This is a genomic window from Pseudomonas sp. nanlin1, from assembly GCF_045571515.1.
Lineage (GTDB): Bacteria > Pseudomonadota > Gammaproteobacteria > Pseudomonadales > Pseudomonadaceae > Aquipseudomonas.
Genome location: NZ_CP124218.1, coordinates 2,882,867 through 2,898,822, shown reverse-complemented (window position 1 = coordinate 2,898,822; position 15,956 = coordinate 2,882,867). Strand labels below are relative to the sequence as shown.

Annotated in this window: 14 protein-coding genes; 8 read left to right on the top strand and 6 right to left on the bottom strand. The window is 63.0% G+C overall.

Features of this window, described 5'->3' with window-relative positions; all coding sequences use genetic code 11:
• Positions 1-88 precede the first annotated feature (88 nt).
• Together QCL65_RS13490 and QCL65_RS13485 are read left to right on the top strand one after the other, a co-directional pair.
• A complete protein-coding gene (locus tag QCL65_RS13490; RefSeq protein ID WP_407309382.1) occupies positions 89-1,225 on the top strand; it encodes a Gfo/Idh/MocA family protein in 1,137 nt (378 codons plus the stop codon).
• A 45-nt stretch (positions 1,226-1,270) separates the two neighbouring features.
• Complete coding sequence (locus QCL65_RS13485) at positions 1,271-3,517, top strand: alpha/beta hydrolase domain-containing protein (protein ID WP_407309380.1); 2,247 nt, start codon at positions 1,271-1,273, stop codon at positions 3,515-3,517.
• Positions 3,518-3,546: 29 nt separating this feature from the next.
• On the opposite strand, the gene QCL65_RS13480 is transcribed toward QCL65_RS13485, so the two are convergent.
• Genes QCL65_RS13480 through QCL65_RS13470 form a run of 3 tightly spaced genes read right to left on the bottom strand, consistent with a single transcriptional unit; the run spans position 3,547 to position 7,423 of the window.
• Positions 3,547-4,767 carry a cytochrome c gene (locus QCL65_RS13480; RefSeq protein WP_407309378.1) on the bottom strand — a complete coding sequence of 407 codons (1,221 nt, stop codon included), beginning with the start codon at positions 4,765-4,767 and terminating at the stop codon, positions 3,547-3,549.
• A gap of 11 nt (positions 4,768-4,778) precedes the next feature.
• Entirely contained in the window at positions 4,779-6,959 is a 2,181-nt protein-coding gene (locus QCL65_RS13475; protein ID WP_407309376.1) for a molybdopterin cofactor-binding domain-containing protein, read from the bottom strand.
• Positions 6,960-6,970: 11 nt separating this feature from the next.
• Positions 6,971-7,423, bottom strand: coding sequence for a (2Fe-2S)-binding protein (locus tag QCL65_RS13470; RefSeq protein WP_407309374.1), 453 nt, complete (start codon positions 7,421-7,423; stop codon positions 6,971-6,973).
• A gap of 248 nt (positions 7,424-7,671) precedes the next feature.
• Here QCL65_RS13470 and QCL65_RS13465 point away from each other — a divergent pair, with 248 nt between their 5' ends.
• From QCL65_RS13465 to QCL65_RS13440, 6 genes are all read left to right on the top strand, one after another.
• On the top strand, positions 7,672-8,313 hold the full coding sequence (locus QCL65_RS13465) for a DUF1345 domain-containing protein (protein WP_407316844.1): 642 nt from the start codon (positions 7,672-7,674) through the stop codon (positions 8,311-8,313).
• A gap of 67 nt (positions 8,314-8,380) precedes the next feature.
• Positions 8,381-9,418: a LacI family DNA-binding transcriptional regulator gene (locus tag QCL65_RS13460; protein ID WP_407309372.1), complete on the top strand. Its 1,038-nt coding sequence runs from the start codon at positions 8,381-8,383 to the stop codon at positions 9,416-9,418.
• 68 nt (positions 9,419-9,486) lie between these two features.
• Positions 9,487-10,263, top strand: a complete 777-nt coding sequence (locus QCL65_RS13455) for a sugar phosphate isomerase/epimerase family protein (RefSeq protein WP_407309370.1) — start codon at positions 9,487-9,489, stop codon at positions 10,261-10,263.
• Complete coding sequence (locus QCL65_RS13450) at positions 10,256-11,200, top strand: sugar kinase (protein ID WP_407309368.1); 945 nt, start codon at positions 10,256-10,258, stop codon at positions 11,198-11,200. The genes QCL65_RS13455 and QCL65_RS13450 overlap by 8 nt, the downstream gene beginning before the upstream one ends.
• Positions 11,201-11,251: 51 nt before the next feature.
• Entirely contained in the window at positions 11,252-12,547 is a 1,296-nt protein-coding gene (locus QCL65_RS13445) for an MFS transporter (protein WP_407309366.1), read from the top strand.
• Positions 12,548-12,559: 12 nt separating this feature from the next.
• Positions 12,560-13,540, top strand: coding sequence for an NAD(P)-dependent oxidoreductase (locus tag QCL65_RS13440; RefSeq protein ID WP_407309364.1), 981 nt, complete (start codon positions 12,560-12,562; stop codon positions 13,538-13,540).
• A gap of 1 nt (position 13,541) precedes the next feature.
• Here QCL65_RS13440 and QCL65_RS13435 read toward each other — a convergent pair whose 3' ends face one another.
• From QCL65_RS13435 to QCL65_RS13425, 3 genes are all read right to left on the bottom strand, one after another.
• Positions 13,542-14,426: an EamA family transporter gene (locus tag QCL65_RS13435; RefSeq protein ID WP_407316842.1), complete on the bottom strand. Its 885-nt coding sequence runs from the start codon at positions 14,424-14,426 to the stop codon at positions 13,542-13,544.
• 82 nt (positions 14,427-14,508) lie between these two features.
• On the bottom strand, positions 14,509-15,000 hold the full coding sequence (locus tag QCL65_RS13430; RefSeq protein ID WP_407309362.1) for a DUF6030 family protein: 492 nt from the start codon (positions 14,998-15,000) through the stop codon (positions 14,509-14,511).
• Positions 15,001-15,333: 333 nt separating this feature from the next.
• Positions 15,334-15,906, bottom strand: a complete 573-nt coding sequence (locus tag QCL65_RS13425; RefSeq protein WP_407316840.1) for a HupE/UreJ family protein — start codon at positions 15,904-15,906, stop codon at positions 15,334-15,336.
• Positions 15,907-15,956 lie beyond the last annotated feature (50 nt).

Here is a 15,956-nt window from a genome sequence, read left to right as displayed (position 1 = left end):
AAAAAATAATAATTCTATAAATTGCACATAACGAATATTTATTCTATAAACCAGCCACTGAAAATAAAAACCAAAAAAGAGGTGTGTGATGGGCGAGCTTGGAATCGGACTCATTGGTACGGGTTTTATGGGCCGCGCCCATGCCCTGGCCTTTCGCAACGTTAGCGCGGCATTCCAATTACCTTTTACCCTACGCTTGGCTGCCCTGGCCGATGCCGATCCGCTGCGTGCCCAGGCCTGTGCCAGCGCCTGGGGCTTTGCGCGCGCCCACGCGCAGTGGCAGCATTTGATCGACGATCCCCAGGTCGACCTCATCGCCATCACCACACCCAATCACCTGCATTACCCCATGGCCATGGCCGCGCTCGCTGCCGGTAAGCCGGTGTATTGCGAAAAGCCGCTGGCAGTGAGCCTGGAACAGGCCAGCGCGCTACACGCAGCGGCCCAGGCGGCCGGTGTGGTTACCCGGGTTGGCTACAACTACCAGCACAATCCGATCATCGAACGGGCGCGGGAGTTGATCCAAAGCGGCAGGCTTGGGCAGATCATCAGTTTCCAGGGCGAGTTCAGCGAGGACTTCATGGCCGACCCTGCCTCGCCTTGGTCATGGCGCTGCGAGGCCGCACACGCTGGCGGGGCGCTGGCAGACCTGGGCAGCCATTTGCTGGGCATGGCGCGGTATCTGCTGGGCGATATCGAAGCGGTCTGCGCCGATCTGCAAACGGTGCACCGCCAACGCCCGGCCACGTCCGGTAGCCAGGAGCAGCGGGCTATCATGGTTGACGACGTGACGCATGCGTTACTGCGTTTCAGCAGTGGCGCCCGCGGCACTTTCAGCAGCAGCTGGCTCAAGCATGGCTACAAAAACCATCTGAGCTTTGAAATAAGCGGCACCCAAGGCACCTTGTCGTTCGACCAAGAGCGCTTGAACGAGCTCCGCCTGTGCCAAATGGGCCAGCCAGGCTTCCAGCGCCTACTGGCAGGCCCGGACCTGCCCGGCTACGCGGCATTCAGCCCGGCGCCGGGGCACCAGCTAGGCTACAACGAGTTAAAAACCCTGGAAGTGCATGAACTGATTATGGCGTTGGCCGGTCAGGGCCAACTGGGCACTGATTTCGCGCAGGCCCTAGAGGTCGAGCGGCTGGCCACCGCGATTCGCTTGGCGGCACGGGAACAGCGCTGGGTTAACCTGAGCGAGGTTCAAGGGCAATTTGCTGCTGGGTAACTATGCTTTATAGCTTCACGACCCAACACGACGGACTGCTCCTACATGAAGCTCGGATATTTCATCGCACTTGCGCTGTTATCAGCCCCTGCCCTGGCCAGTAACCCCCTGCTCCCCGACCTCTCGACCGATTGCACCTTGCAGCAATCGGCCGTGCAGTCGCTGTCCATCAAGGGCCAAGGCCTGGCCTTCAATGGCACGCGTTTCGGCGATGTCGGTACGTACACTTATCTGCTGGCCGAAGCCAACGCCACAGTGAGTGCCAATGACCCCTGTGCCAAGTCGATTGTCGACCTGGCCAATGCGGCGGACGAGCACGGCCAGGTGGCGTACCGGTTCGACGTGGTCATCCTGACCCCAACCGACCCGGCCAAGGCCAATGGCACCCTGCTGTATGAAGTAGTGAATCGGGGCCGGGCGATTGCCATGGCGGTGCTGCAGGATGGCGGCGCCAACGATCTGTACAACGCCGTGCGGCCCAGTGTCAGCGCCGACAAAGTGGTCACCGGCCAGGGGGCCGGCAATGGGTTTGTGTTGAATCAAGGGACCACCCTGGTGTGGTCTGGCTGGCAAGGCGATCGGCCGCAGTCGCTGCACGGCGAGACCGCGCAGATCAGTGCGGCGCAGCCTTGGCCGATGCTGGGCATGAGCTTGCCGGTGGCGCGGGATCGTGCCCATGGGAACCGAACCCTGGAAGCTTTTGTGCAAGATGAGTTTATCGCTAACGATGCCACCTCACAGTTGCTCGGCACCTACCATAAGCGCGCGGCGGATACCTCGGCGCGCCTGACCCTGCAACGCACGCCGCAAAGCCCGGCATTGACGGTGCCGGAGAAGTTCTGGCGGTACACCGCGGGCAGCGCCGAAGCCGAAGGCGGCAATGTAACGGGCAAAGGCTACGGTTTTGTCACCATCGACCGTGCCGCGGTTCGCGCCGATGCCAGCCTGCTCGCCGGCCTCGACGCGGGCAGTGACAATGGCTCGATCTACCACTTCAGCTACACCGCCCAGGAACCAAAAGTCATGGGCCTGGGCTTTTTGGCCACCCGTGACCTGATCAGTTTCCTGCGTTATGCCAAAGCCGACAGCCTGGGCCAGCCCAACCCATTGGCAGGCCGGGTGCAGACCACCCTGGGTACCGGTATCTCGCAATCCGGGCGCTATCTGCGCGACTTCCTGTGGCAGGGCTTCAACACCGATGCGCAGGGCCGGCGGGTGTTCGACGGGATGCTGCCCCTGGTGGCCGGCTCGCGCAAAACCTACACCAACTACCGCTGGGCCAAGCCGGGTGATTTCTCCTTGCAGCAAGAAAACCACTACACCCCCGGTGACCAATTCCCGTTCAGCTACGCCACCAGCACCGACCCGCTGACCGGCCGCACCGACGGCCTGCTCAAGCGCTGCCTGGCGCAAGCCACCTGCCCGAAGGTGATCCAGTACGACAGCCCGGTCGAAGCCTACGGTGCCCGTGCTTCACTGCTGGTCACTGACGGTGCCGGGCATGACCTGGCCATACCCGAGGAAGTCCGCCTGTTCTACGTACCCGGTACCACCCATACCCCCATGAGCCTGAGCCGGGCCGCCGAGACTCAGCCGGACTTTTCCGTAGACCTCACGCCACCGGCGACGGCGATCTCCGCCTCGCCTGGGGCGAATGTTTCGAGCTCGGCCCTGTACCGCGCATTACTGGTCAACCTGGAAGGCTGGGTCAAACAACAACGAACGCCCCTCGCCAGCCAGTACCCTACCCTGTCCGACGGTACTCTAGCGCTCGCCAGCGCGCAGCCGGCAAGCCTGGGGATGCCTGACCTGGCCGCGCTTGGATTGGGATTTAGCGGCAGTTACAACCACCTCAGCGTGAACGACGAAGGGGTCCTGCCGACCCAACCGTCACAACGCTTTTACCAGGTTTACCTGCCGACCACCGATGGCCAAGGCAACGAGCGCGGGGGGGTGAAGATGCCGGATGTCGCCGTGCCGCTGGCCACCTTCGCCGGTTACAGCCTGCGTCGCCGGGGGTTTGCCGAAGGCCAGCAGAACGGACTGAACAGCTCGCAGCTGGCCTTCGCCTTGACCCCCGCCACACGCGCTGCCGCCGACCCACGCCAGAGCGTACTGGAGTTGTACGGCAGCCGCGCAGGTTATGTGAAGGCGGTCGACCAAGCCGTGGACGGCCTAGTCGATCAGCAGTTACTGCTCGACGGAACAGTCGGTGGCGTCAACGACGCCGCCGACTACAAGGCCCGCGCGCGCCTGCAAAGTCAGCAGGCGCATTTCAGCCAGTTGCCCTAATCGAGGCCCAGGCACTTTAGGTGCAGAACCTAGTGCAGGCTCTGGCTACGGCTCTGCTTCACCTGCAGCGGAGTGACCCGCGCGCCGCTCTGGCCGAAGCGTTGCAGCACGAAGGTCGACACGGCGGCCAGTTCCTTGTCGCTGTAGCCACGGGCGAAGTCCGGCATCTGCTGGGCGACGCTGGCGTTGGGGCGCTGATGGCCGCCCAGTAGCACAGCGATCAGGTTGGTGCCTTGGGGGTCGTTAACCGTTTTGATCCCCAGCAAGGTCGCAACGCCGGTCTGGTTGCCCTGCCCGTCCAGGCGGTGGCAGGCCGCGCAGGCATCCACGAACAGCTTGCGGCCCAGTTCGTCACCGGGTTTGAGGGGGCCATCGTTGATCTCGGCCTGTGGCCGCGCGATGCCCTCGGCTTGGGCCGGGGTGCTTTTGAGGTACAGCGCGATGGCTTGCAGGTCGCTGGGCTGCAGGTAACGCAAGCTATGTTCTACCGCATCGGCCATGGGCCCGCCTGCCATGCCGTAACCGGGGGCATAGCCTTTGCCCAGGTAGCTGACCAAGGCTTCTTGCGGCCAGGCGCCGATGCCGTAGCGGCTATCGCCGCTGATGTTGTAGGCCTGCCAATTGCCCAGCAGGGTGCCGGCCAGGGGCCGGTCTTTGTCCACCGCCTGGAACAGGTTGCGCGGGGTGTGGCACTCACCGCAATGGCCAGGGCCTTGCACCAGATAGGCCCCGCGGTTCCATTCGGCCGACTGCTGCGGGTTGGGCTGGAAGCGCTGGTCGTCGAGGAACAACGCATTCCAGAAGGCCATGCCCCAACGCTGGTTGAACGGAAAGCCAATGTCGTTCTCGGGCGGCGCCTGCTTGACCGGGGCCAGGCTGAACAGATAAGCCTTGATGGCGAGGATCTCCTCGCGCGGCATCAAGGTATAAGAGGTGTACGGAAAGGCTGGGTAGTAGTGCTTGCCGTCTTTGCCCACGCCCTTTTGCAAGGCGCTGACGAAATCGTCGTCGCTCCAGGCACCGATACCGGTGTCGACGTCAGGGGTAATGTTGGGCGAATACAGCGTTCCGAACGGTAGCTTGAACGGCAGACCGCCCGCAAAGGGCTTGCCGCCAGCCACGGTATGGCACGCCGTGCAGTCGGCCGCACGGGTCAGGTACTCGCCTTGGCTGACCAGGTCGTCGGCAGCGGCTGCACTCAGGCACAAGCCTGTGGTCGCCAGCGCCAAGGCGTATTTCAATGGGTTCATGTCAGCGCTCCTCACAGGGTGTAGTAGCCAGTACGGCTCAGGGGCAAACGCCGTACCCGGGCGTTGGACGCCGCGTGCAAAGCATTCACTAACGCGGCGGCGACCGGCACCACGCCGGTCTCGCCGACCCCGCCGGGGGCCTCCTGGCTGGGCACTAGGTGAACTTCCACTGGCGGCGCATCGCTCATGCGGATCTGCCGATAAGCATGGAAGTTGTTCTGCTGCACCTGGCCGTTCTCGATGAGGATTTCGTTGAACAGCGCCGCCGACAGGCCAAACAGCGTGCCGCCTTCGATCTGGGAACGGACCGAAGTGGGGTTGTTAACGAAACCGCAATCGATCACCGAGAGCAAACGCTTGATCTTCAAGCCCCGCTCGCCGTGCATTTCCAGCTCCACCACGGTGGCGATGTAGCTGCCGAACACGGCGCTGACGGCGACGCCACGACCCTGCCCTTTAGGTAACGGCGTGTTCCAGTCGACCAACTCGGCGGCGCGCTTGAGCACCGCTTGGGCCCGTGGTTGCCCTGCCAGCAAGGCCAGGCGGTAGGCCACCGGGTCGGCTTTGGCGTTGTGCGCCAATTCGTCGATAAACGACTCCACCGCATAGGTGCTGCGCAGCGGCCCGACCCCGCGCCACCAGGACACCGGGATACACTTGGGCTCTTCGCGGATATAGCGCACTTGTAAGTGGGCTAGCTGGTAAATGGGCTCGATGGCCACTTCCACGGCGTCGCTGTCGACGCCGTTGTCGGGCAACTTGCCGGCATAGGCGGCCAACACCGAAGCGCCGGCAATCCGGTGCTCCCAGCCGATGGGCGCGAGCTGGTCGTCGAGGGCAGCGTGCAGGCGGTCGACGTAGTACGGCCGATAACGGTCGTGGGTCATGTCTTCTTCGCGGCTCCAGATCAACTTGATCGGGTAGCTGAGCTGGCGCGCGATGTCCACGGCCTGGTAGATAAAGTCCGATTCCAGGCGCCGACCGAAGGCGCCACCAATCAATTGGTTATGGATGATCACCTGTTCCGGGGCCAACCCGCTGATTTTCGCAGCGCCGGCCTGGGCGAAGGTGGGCGCCTGGCAGCCCACCCACAGTTCGCAGGTATCACTGCGCACATGGGCCACGCAGGTCATAGGCTCCAAGGGCGAGTGGGACAGGAAAGGCTGCTCATAAACAGCCTCGAAACGCTGATCGACCGCATTTAGCGTGCTGTCGATATCGCCACTGCGCTTGGCAACCACGCCGTCGGCTTTGCTGGCGGCCAGCAAGGCTTTGTCTAGGCCCGCCGAGTGGGCGCTGGCGTTGTCGCCCAAGTCCCACTCCACCTGCAAGGCCTTGAGCGCTTGCTGGCAGGCCCAGAAATTACTGGCCGTGACCGCCACCGCATTGCTCAGCCGCACGATGTCGCGAACCCCGGGCACTTGCCGCGCGGCGCCTTCATCAAGGCTGCGCAATGTACCGCCGTGCACCGGGCAGGTCAGGGTCGAGGCAATCAACATGCCGGGGATCTGCAAGTCGATGGTGAACAGCGCCTTGCCATTGACCTTGTTCGGCGTGTCCAGGCGCTTGGCCGAGGTGCCGAGCAATTTGAATTCGGCCATGGCTTTGAGCGGCACCTCTTGGGGCAGCGGCAACTGAGCTGCTGCATCCACCAGGTCGCCATAGTCAGCGCGCTGGCCATCGGGGCCCAACACCCGGCCCAGCTCGGCACGGCATTGGCTAGGGGCAACGCTCCAGCGCAACGCGGCAGCCTGCACCAGCAGCATTCGCGCGCTGGCACCGGCGCGGCGCAGCGGCTCCCAGGTGGCCCGGGTCGAAGAGGAACCGCCGGTGGCCTGAAACTGCAGAATCGAATCGGTATACAGCGCAGCGTTGGCCGGTGCCTCTTGCAGGTCGACCTGATCCAGGCCGACTTCCAATTCTTCAGCCACCATCATCGCGATACCGGTCTGCGCACCCTGGCCCATCTCGATCTTCGGCGAGATCACGGTGACGCGGCCGTCATGGCCGACCCGCACGAAGGCGCCAAAGCCTTCTGCGGCGGCATCCCCCAGCCGCGCCGATGCGGTGGCCTGGGCTGCGGCCCCTTGGGCAGTGAACGCGGGCAGCCAGGTACTCAGTACCAGCCCGCCGAAAGACAACGCACCGCCCTTCAACAGGCCGCGGCGCGACATTGAATATGCATTGGACATGAACGGGCCCCTTAGGCTTGGCTGACGCTTTTGATCGCGGCGCGAATGCGCGTGTAGGTCGCGCAGCGGCAGAGGTTGCCCGACATGGCCGTGACGATCTGCTCATCGTCGGCCTTGGGGTGCTCTTCGAGCAGGGCCACGGCGGCCATGATCTGCCCAGGCTGGCAGTAACCGCACTGCACCACCTCGTGCTCCAGCCAGGCGGCTTGCACCTGCTGGCCAATGGCGCTGGTAGCGACCCCTTCGATGGTGCCGATTTCATGCCCCACTGCAGCGCTGACCGGCAGCACGCACGCGCGCACGGCGCGGCCGTCCAGGTGCACTGTGCACACGCCGCACTGGGCGATGCCGCAGCCGTACTTGGTGCCGGTCATGGCCAGCACGTCGCGCAGCACCCACAGCAGCGGCATATCGTCGGGGACATCGACCTCGTGGGTCTGCCCGTTGATGGAAAGTTTTTGCATGACGACCTCGGCCTTGAATCACGGATGGCAGGCTATGTAGGTGGTGTTTGCTGCAACACCCAATGCGTGCCGTGGCCGCAAAGTCGCAATGCTTTGGGCCTTGTAAGTATTTGTGTCTGGATCTAAGTGGCGGATTCTAGACTGCTTTCCCTGATGACCGCGAATTATTTAGGCCTGCGGGGGGCTTGCGGCGGCCTGCGCGCACGCCTAGTCTCCTGGCACCCCCCCTGTGCGGATCTCCCATGGCCCTGCAAACCGTCGCCCACACGCACCCGCGCCTCACCGCCGCCGCTATCGTCGGGGCTATCAGTGGCATCTGGGTGCCGGTGGACGGCGTGGTGCTGCACGCGCTGTGTGGCTGGAACATCGGCGTGTGGTTGTACCTGGGGCTCGCGGCCTGGTTGCTGTGCCGGGCTAAGCCGGAAACGGTGCGCGCCACCGCCCAGGTCGAAGACGCCAACGCGGGCTGGGTCTTGGTGACGGTGTGTGTGGCGACCCTGGTCAGCCTGGCGGCGATCGGTTTCGAACTGGCCGGCAGCAAGGGCCCGGCCACCGGCCTGCAAGCCAGCCACTACTTGTTGACGGCCTCGACCATCATCGGCTCGTGGTTACTCACTGCGGTGATCTTCGCCTTGCATTACGCGCGGCTGTTCTACACCAGCACCGCTAAAGAGCCCCCTTTGCGTTTTGCGGAGGGTCTGCGCACGCCGGACTACTGGGATTTTCTCTACTTCTCCTTCACCTTGAGTGTCGCCGTACAGACCTCCGACGTGGGTGTGGCGTCCCCGGCGCTGCGCCGGGTGGTGCTGGGGCATTCGTTGATCGGGTTCGTGTTCAACACGGCGATCCTCGGCTTTTCCATCAACCTGGCCGCCGGCCTGCTCAATTGAAGCGGCTGCAGACGACACGCGGTGGTTGACGCTGAGGCCGCTTTGGTGTCTCCTGAAACCGGTTTCAATGCCTGTCAATAATATCCATAAAAGGACCCAGGCCGTGAGTAGCAGCACCTTGCATCGCCCCCGTGTCACCATGCTCGACGTCGCCCAGCGGGCCGGCGTGTCGAAGGCCAGCGTGTCGCGCTTTATCGGCGAAGACCGCGCCTTGCTGTCCGACAGCATCGCCCAGCGCATCGAACACGCCATCGACGCCCTCGGCTACCGGCCCAACCAAATGGCCCGGGGCCTCAAGCGCGGGCGTACTCGCCTGATCGGCATGCTCATGGCCGATATTCGCAACCCCTATTCCATCGCGGTTATGCACGGCGTCGAAACCGCTTGCCGACGCCATGGCTACAGCCTGGTGGTATGCAACACCGACCGCGACCCGCAGCAAGAACAACAGCAACTGGCGGCCCTGCGCTCCTACAACATCGAAGGCCTGATTGTGAACACCCTGGGCCACCATGTGGATGAGCTGCGCGAGCTGCAAACCGAAGTGCCCATGGTGCTGGTGGACCGCAAGGTCAACCAACTGGGCAGCGACCTGGTGGGTTTGGATAACGCCCAAGCCGTGGCCCTGGCGGTGGCGCATCTGCTCGAACGCGGCTATCGCGACTTGGCGATGGTCAGCGAAGCCCAGGACGGCACCAGCTCGCGCCAGGAGCGCGTGGCCAGCTTTCAGCAACACGGGCCCTGGCCGGTGCTGGAGGCCAGCGGCGACTTGGAAAACCAGCTGCGTGACTTCCTCGCCGCGCCAGGTCCGGGGCCCAAGGCGCTGTTCTGCGGCAACGGCATTGCGGCCCTGGCGTGCACCCAGGCCTTGCAGGCCATTTGCGGGCGCTTCCCGGACGACATCGGCTTGCTCGCCCTCGACGACCTCGACTGGTATCCCCTGGTCGGCCAGGGCATTACCGCCCTCGCCCAGCCTACCCATGAAATAGGCGTACGCGCCTTCGACTGTCTGCTCGAGCGCCTGCACGGTAGCCAGGCGCAGGCGCAAACCCACGACTTCGCCGCGCAGCTGATCGTGCGTGGCAGTACCCGCCAACGAGATTAAGCCTGCGGCATGGTTTGCAGGCCATCTTCGCTGAGTAAAAATGAAACCGGTTTCAGAGGCTAATAACAATGAATCTCTCCCCCGTCTCCATCAGCTTGTCCAGTTATGGTGCCGACCTGGTAAGCCGCCTGGGCCAAGCCCATTTCGCACCGCTCTTGCAACAGGCCGGGGCTACCCACCTGGAATTGCGCGAAGAACTGTTCGTCCAGGCCGATTTGCGCGAGCTCAAGCACGCCATCAGCGACCATGGCCTGATCGGCGTGTATTCCTCGCCCCTGGAAATCTGGCAAGCCGGCCTGGCACAGCCCAACCCGTTGCTTAGGGAAGCCTTGGCCAATGCCCAGGCCTGCGGGGCGATATGGCTGAAAGTGTCCCTGGGATTTTTCTCGCCACACTGCGACCTGCAGGCACTCGACGCGTTACTGGTCGGCCAGCCGGTGCATTTGCTGATCGAGAACGACCAAACGCCACAAGGCGGCCGTATTGAACCGTTGTTGCAGTTCTTCGATGCGGCGGCCGCGCTGGCCCTGAAGGTCGGTATGACGTTCGATATCGGTAACTGGCAATGGCAGGCGCAGTCGGTCAACAGCGCTGCGTTGCAACTGGGTAGCTACGTTGAATATGTGCATTGCAAGGCTGTACACCGCAATGCTCAGGGCAAGTTAATAGCCACGCCACCCGGCGAAGTTGACCTCAGGCTCTGGGCGCAACTGTTCGAGCGGCTGCCCCAAGGCGTTGTGCGCGCCATCGAGTACCCCCTGCAGGGGGCTGACTTGGCCCTGCTCACCCATGAGCATGTGGGCACCCTCGCCCGCCTCGCCCACGCCGAGGTGTCCCATGGGTGAACACGATATCCTCTGTTTTGGCGAAACCATGGCGATGCTGGTGGCCGAACAAAGCGGCGACCTGGCCTCGGTCGAGCGTTTCCATAAACGTATCGCCGGTGCTGACAGCAACGTGGCGATTGGTCTGGCCCGCTTAGGCTTCAACGTCGCCTGGCTAAGCCGCGTGGGCAGCGACTCCCTGGGCCGCTTCGTGATCGCCAGCCTGCAGCGCGAAGGGCTCGACTGCCGTTATGTCGGTATCGACAACAGCCACCCTACCGGCTTTCAGTTCAAGTCCCGGGAAACCGACGGCCGCGACCCCACCGTTGAATATTTTCGCCGCGGTTCGGCGGCCAGCCACCTGAGTGTCGCTGACGTCGCCCCCAGCCTGCTAAAGGCTCGCCACCTGCACGCCACCGGGATACCTCCGGCGCTGTCATCCAGCCTGCTGGAATTGTCCCACCACTTGATGCAGCAGCATCGCCAAGCCGGCCACACGGTTTCGTTCGACCCTAACCTGCGGCCCACGCTGTGGCCCGACCAGGCCTCCATGATCGAGCGCATCAATGCCTGCGCCGCCTTGGCCGACTGGGTCTTGCCAGGGCTCGCCGAAGGCCAGTTGCTCACCGGCTACAAGGCGCCGGCCGACATCGCCGCTTTTTACCTCGACCAAGGCGCCCGCGCCGTGGTGATCAAGCTGGGGCCCGAGGGCGCCTACTTTCGTAGCGCCGAACAGCAAGGCACGGTCGCCGGTGTCGCCGTGGCGCGGGTGATCGACACAGTCGGGGCCGGCGACGGCTTTGCGGTAGGGGTGATCAGTGGCCTGCTGGAAGGTTTGCCCCTGGCCAGCGCCGTGACCCGCGGCAACTGGATCGGCAGCCGCGCCGTGCAAAGCGTGGGCGACATGGAGGGGCTGCCGACCCGCCGAGAATTACGCGAGCAAGCGCCAAACTCGTAAACGACACTCAACACCTGCTGCCACAACAACAAAATGCTCAGGAGAGACACCATGCACATCGCCAAACTTGCCCAGCGCCGCTGGTGGTACATCATGCCCATGGTGTTTATCACCTACAGCCTGGCGTACCTGGACCGCGCCAACTATGGCTTCGCCGCCGCCTCGGGCATGGCCGCGGACCTGATGATCACCCCGGGCATGTCGTCCTTGCTCGGGGCGCTGTTCTTCCTCGGTTATTTTTTCTTCCAGGTGCCCGGCGCCCTCTACGCGCAGAAGCACAGCGTGAAACGCTTGATCTTTGTCAGCCTGATTCTCTGGGGTTCGCTGGCGACCCTCACCGGGGTGGTAGCAAACGCCTATTGGCTGATCGTCATCCGCTTTATGTTGGGGGTGGTCGAAGCGGTGGTCATGCCAGCCATGCTGGTGTATCTGTGCCACTGGTTCACCCGTGCCGAACGCTCGCGGGCCAACACCTTTCTGATCCTGGGCAACCCGGTGACCATGCTGTGGATGTCAGTGGTGTCCGGCTACTTGATCGAACACTTCAGCTGGCGCTGGATGTTTATCATCGAAGGCCTGCCAGCGGTGCTCTGGGCGTTTATCTGGTGGCGTCTGGCCGATGACCGGCCAGCCCAGGCCAAGTGGCTCAGCGAAAGCGAAAAAAGCGACCTGGCCGATGCCCTGGCCGCCGAGCAAGTCGGCCTGAAACCGGTGAAAAACTACGCTGAAGCGTTTCGCTCGGGCAAAGTGATCATCCTCTCGGCGCAGTTTTTTCTGTGGAGCGTGGGGGTCTACGGTTTTGTGTTGTGGCTGCCGTCGATCCTCAAGCAAGGCTTGCAGATGGACATGGTCGAAGCCGGCTGGCTGTCTGCTCTGCCCTATCTGGCGGCCGTTATCGGCATGCTCGGGGTGTCCTGGGCGTCGGACAAACTGCAACGGCGTAAACGCTTTGTCTGGCCGCCGTTGCTGCTGGCGGCCCTGGCGTTCTATGGCTCCTATGCCCTGGGCAGCGAGCATTTTTGGCTGTCCTACAGCTTGCTGGTAGTGGCTGGAGCCTGCATGTACGCCCCCTACGGGCCGTTTTTCGCCATCGTTCCGGAGATTCTCCCAGCCAACGTGGCCGGCGGCGCCATGGCCCTGATCAACAGCATGGGGGCGCTGGGTTCGTTTACCGGCTCCTACCTGGTCGGTTACCTCAATGCCAGTACCGGCAACCCCGGCGCTTCTTACCTGTTAATGAGTGGCGCCTTGTTGCTGTCTGCGCTGCTGACCCTCTTGCTCAAACCCAGCGGTTGCGATGCGCTGGTAAAGAGCGCTAGCCAGCGTCGCCGCCCGCTGGCCCACTGAAAAGGCTGAATCATGAAAAAGCATGTCGTGCTTTATAAAAAACTCTCGCCCGCCCTGCTCGCGCGTTTGCAGGCCCAAGCCCATGTGACCTATATCGAGCAGCCCGGCAGTGCCGAAGGCCAGCAACAGCTACGTGCGGCCTTGCCCCAGGCCCATGGGATACTCGGCGCCAGCGTGCGCCTGAGCCCCGAATTGCTGGACCTGGCGCCGCAGCTGCAAGGCATCGCCAGCGTTTCGGTGGGCGTCGACAACTATGACTTGGCGTACCTCAACGCGCGCCGTATCGCCCTGTGCAACACCCCCGACGTCCTTACCCAGACCACCGCCGACACCGGCTTTGCTTTGATACTCGCCGCGGCGCGGCGGGTGGTGGAACTGGCGAACTGGGTCAAGGCTGGGGAATGGCGCGGCAGTATTGGCCCGGCGCATTTCGGCAGCGACGTACACGGCAAGACCCTCGGCATCATCGGCATGGGCCGCATCGGCGAAGCCCTGGCCCAGCGCGGCCACTTCGGCTTCGGCATGCCTGTGCTGTATCACAGCCACTCGCCCAAACCGGCCGTCGATCAGCGTTTCAATGCTCGCCACTGTGACCTCGACACGCTGCTGAGCCAGGCCGACTTCGTTTGCCTGACCCTGCCCCTGACCGCCGAAACCCAAGGGCTGATCGGCGCCAGGGAGTTCGCCCTGATGCGCCCCAGCAGCATCTTTATCAATATCTCCCGGGGCAAGGTGGTCGACGAAGCGGCGTTGCTGCAAGCCTTACAACAGCGCAGCATCCGCGCCGCCGGGCTGGATGTGTTCGAGCGTGAGCCGTTGCCCAGCGACTCGCCCCTGCTGGGCCTGGACAATGTGGTCGCCACCCCGCATATGGGCTCGGCCACCGAAGAAACCCGCGAGGCCATGGCCCGCTGCGCGGTGGACAACCTACTGGCCGTGCTCGCGGGTGAGCGGCCGGCCAACCTGGTCAATCCGCAGGTTCTGGCGAGCTAAGTTAGGCCGCTGCTGGCACAGCACGGCGCCACAGACGTGGGCCGAAGACATTGATCAACAACCCCACCATCACCAGAGCCCCGCCGCACATCTGCAAGGGGCTCATACGTTCATCCAGCAACCAAGCCGACGAGCTGATGCCCACCACAGGCACCAGCAGGGAAAACGGCGCTACCTTACCTGCCGGATAGCGCGACAACAGCCGGCCCCATAGGCTGTAGCCCAACATGGTGGCGACAAATGACAGGTACACCAGCGCCAGCAGTGAGTTGACGCTGATGGTGCGCAACGATTGCTCGATCAGTGCCGGGCCTTCCAGCCACCATGACAGCGCCAAGAACGGCAGCGGCGGAATCAATGCGCCCCAGATCACCAGCGCGACAAGATCGATATTGCCGAAACGGCGGGTGATGATATTGCCCATGGCCCACATGGCCGCGCCGCATAAGGTCAGGATAACCGCGAACAGCGGCGTGGCCGCGTCACTTTCCAGTCCGATCAGCGCCAACCCAGCAGCCGCGACCACCAAGCCCATTACGCTGGCGGCACGCAGCCGCTCGCCGAGAAAAATCGCGGCAAAGAACAAAGTAAAAAAAGCTTGGGATTGCAGCACCAACGAGGCCAGCCCTGGGGGCATGCCGTGGTGCATGGCTTCGAACAGAAAGGCAAATTGGCCCAGGGAGATGGTTGCCCCGTAGGCCAACAGCCAACGCCAGGGCAACTGCGGGCGGCGTATCAGCAGGATTGCCGGAAACGCCACCAGCGCAAAGCGCAGCGCCCCCAGCAGCATGGGCGGTAGACCGTCGAGGCCCACCTTGATCACCACAAAGTTCATGCCCCACGCGACAATCACCACCAACGCCAACAACAAATCCCTGCCCGACATCATGTCCTCACCGCACTCAGTTACATTTTGTAAAAGCATATCCTTATGCTTCCCGAGTGCCTACGGATTTAACGCCCCACTGTCATTCAATCGACACCTGCAAGGCATAGCCGGTATTGCTGGTGCCACTGCTAGAGGTAACGGTGATCTTGCCGGTGCCGACGTTATAGGCCTTGGCCGGAACGCCCGCCGCGATGGCCGAATGCAGGGCCGGGGGCAACGATTGCCCCAAGGTACGGATCGACAGCCGCTGGGCGGCCTTGACCAGCAAAGCGGTCGAGGATTTGGATGCTTTGGCCTGGACCATATTGAGTACCAGCTTAACCCGCTTCACTTGGTCGGCCTGGCCTTCACCCATAAACTGCAGGCTATCGCCCTCAGGCTTGGCCGGGTCGACCAGTTGTAGCTGGCTGATGCAGCTCCACTCACCCGTTTTACGTTCGGTCCAGGCGCCACCGGCCAAACCGGTGTCTTTGATCACTGCGCAGGTGCGGCTGGCCGTATCGGCACGCAACTCTGCATAACTGTTAGCGGCAGCGCCCAAGGCAATCACCGCAACGCAGAACATCCTCATATGACACTCCATTTGGATCCATTACGATCAACGCCCACGGCGCTGCGCGTTAAAGCATTGCTTTCGTGGAATACGTGCGTGAAACGAGCGAAAGAACCCTATCGGGGCCGGGTGAGTGACAAAAAACCGTCGATCGAAAACAGACAGCTTTGCCTCATGGCTGGCCAAGTGACTCTATCTTGACACAGCAGGAATTAAAAGGGATTTGGCATTCACGGATTGTATCAATTTGGCTGATGGCCGAATAGTGGCGGCGATGGATATGGCATTAGCACAGGCCCCGCCCTGCCCCCCGTAGGCAGCTCAGAGCCTGCTATCAAAGATGGGTAGCTTTTAGCTGGCCAGCATTAGCGCACCTGCTCCCGCCGCAATCATCCCAAGCCCGCGGATGAGCGCCGCCCCAGCCAACGGCATCCAGCGCGCCAAAGCATACCCGGCCCCATGCAACGCCGAGGTCGCAGCCACGAACCCTAGGGCATATCCTACTGGGCTGTTCATCGCCGGTAATTCAAGCCCGTGGGCCATACCGTGGGCCAGCCCGAACAGCCCGCTGATCACCAGGCTCACTGCCAAGGGCGGGCGAGCCGCCACGGCCACCAGCACGCCAAGGGCCAGCACGGATGCGGCGATGGCGCCTTCCAAGTAAGCGATTGCCACCCCGTCGAAGCCCAATAGGCCGCCCAACAACATGGCGCCGACAAAAGTCAGCGGCAACCGCCAGCGGCCGTGATGGGTTTGCTGGGCAGCCCAGAGGCCCACAGCAAACATTGCCAGCAAGTGATCCACCCCGCTCAAGGGGTGAGCCATGCCAGCGATCAGTCCGGAGTCAGCGTGCCCGGGATGGGCAAAGGCAAGCACCGGTACCACGCACAACGCAGTGCCCAGGGCCAGCCGTACAAGTGGAATCAATCGCATAGAGCGCTCCTTGATGATGAAAAAAAAGCAAGGCGCGAGCG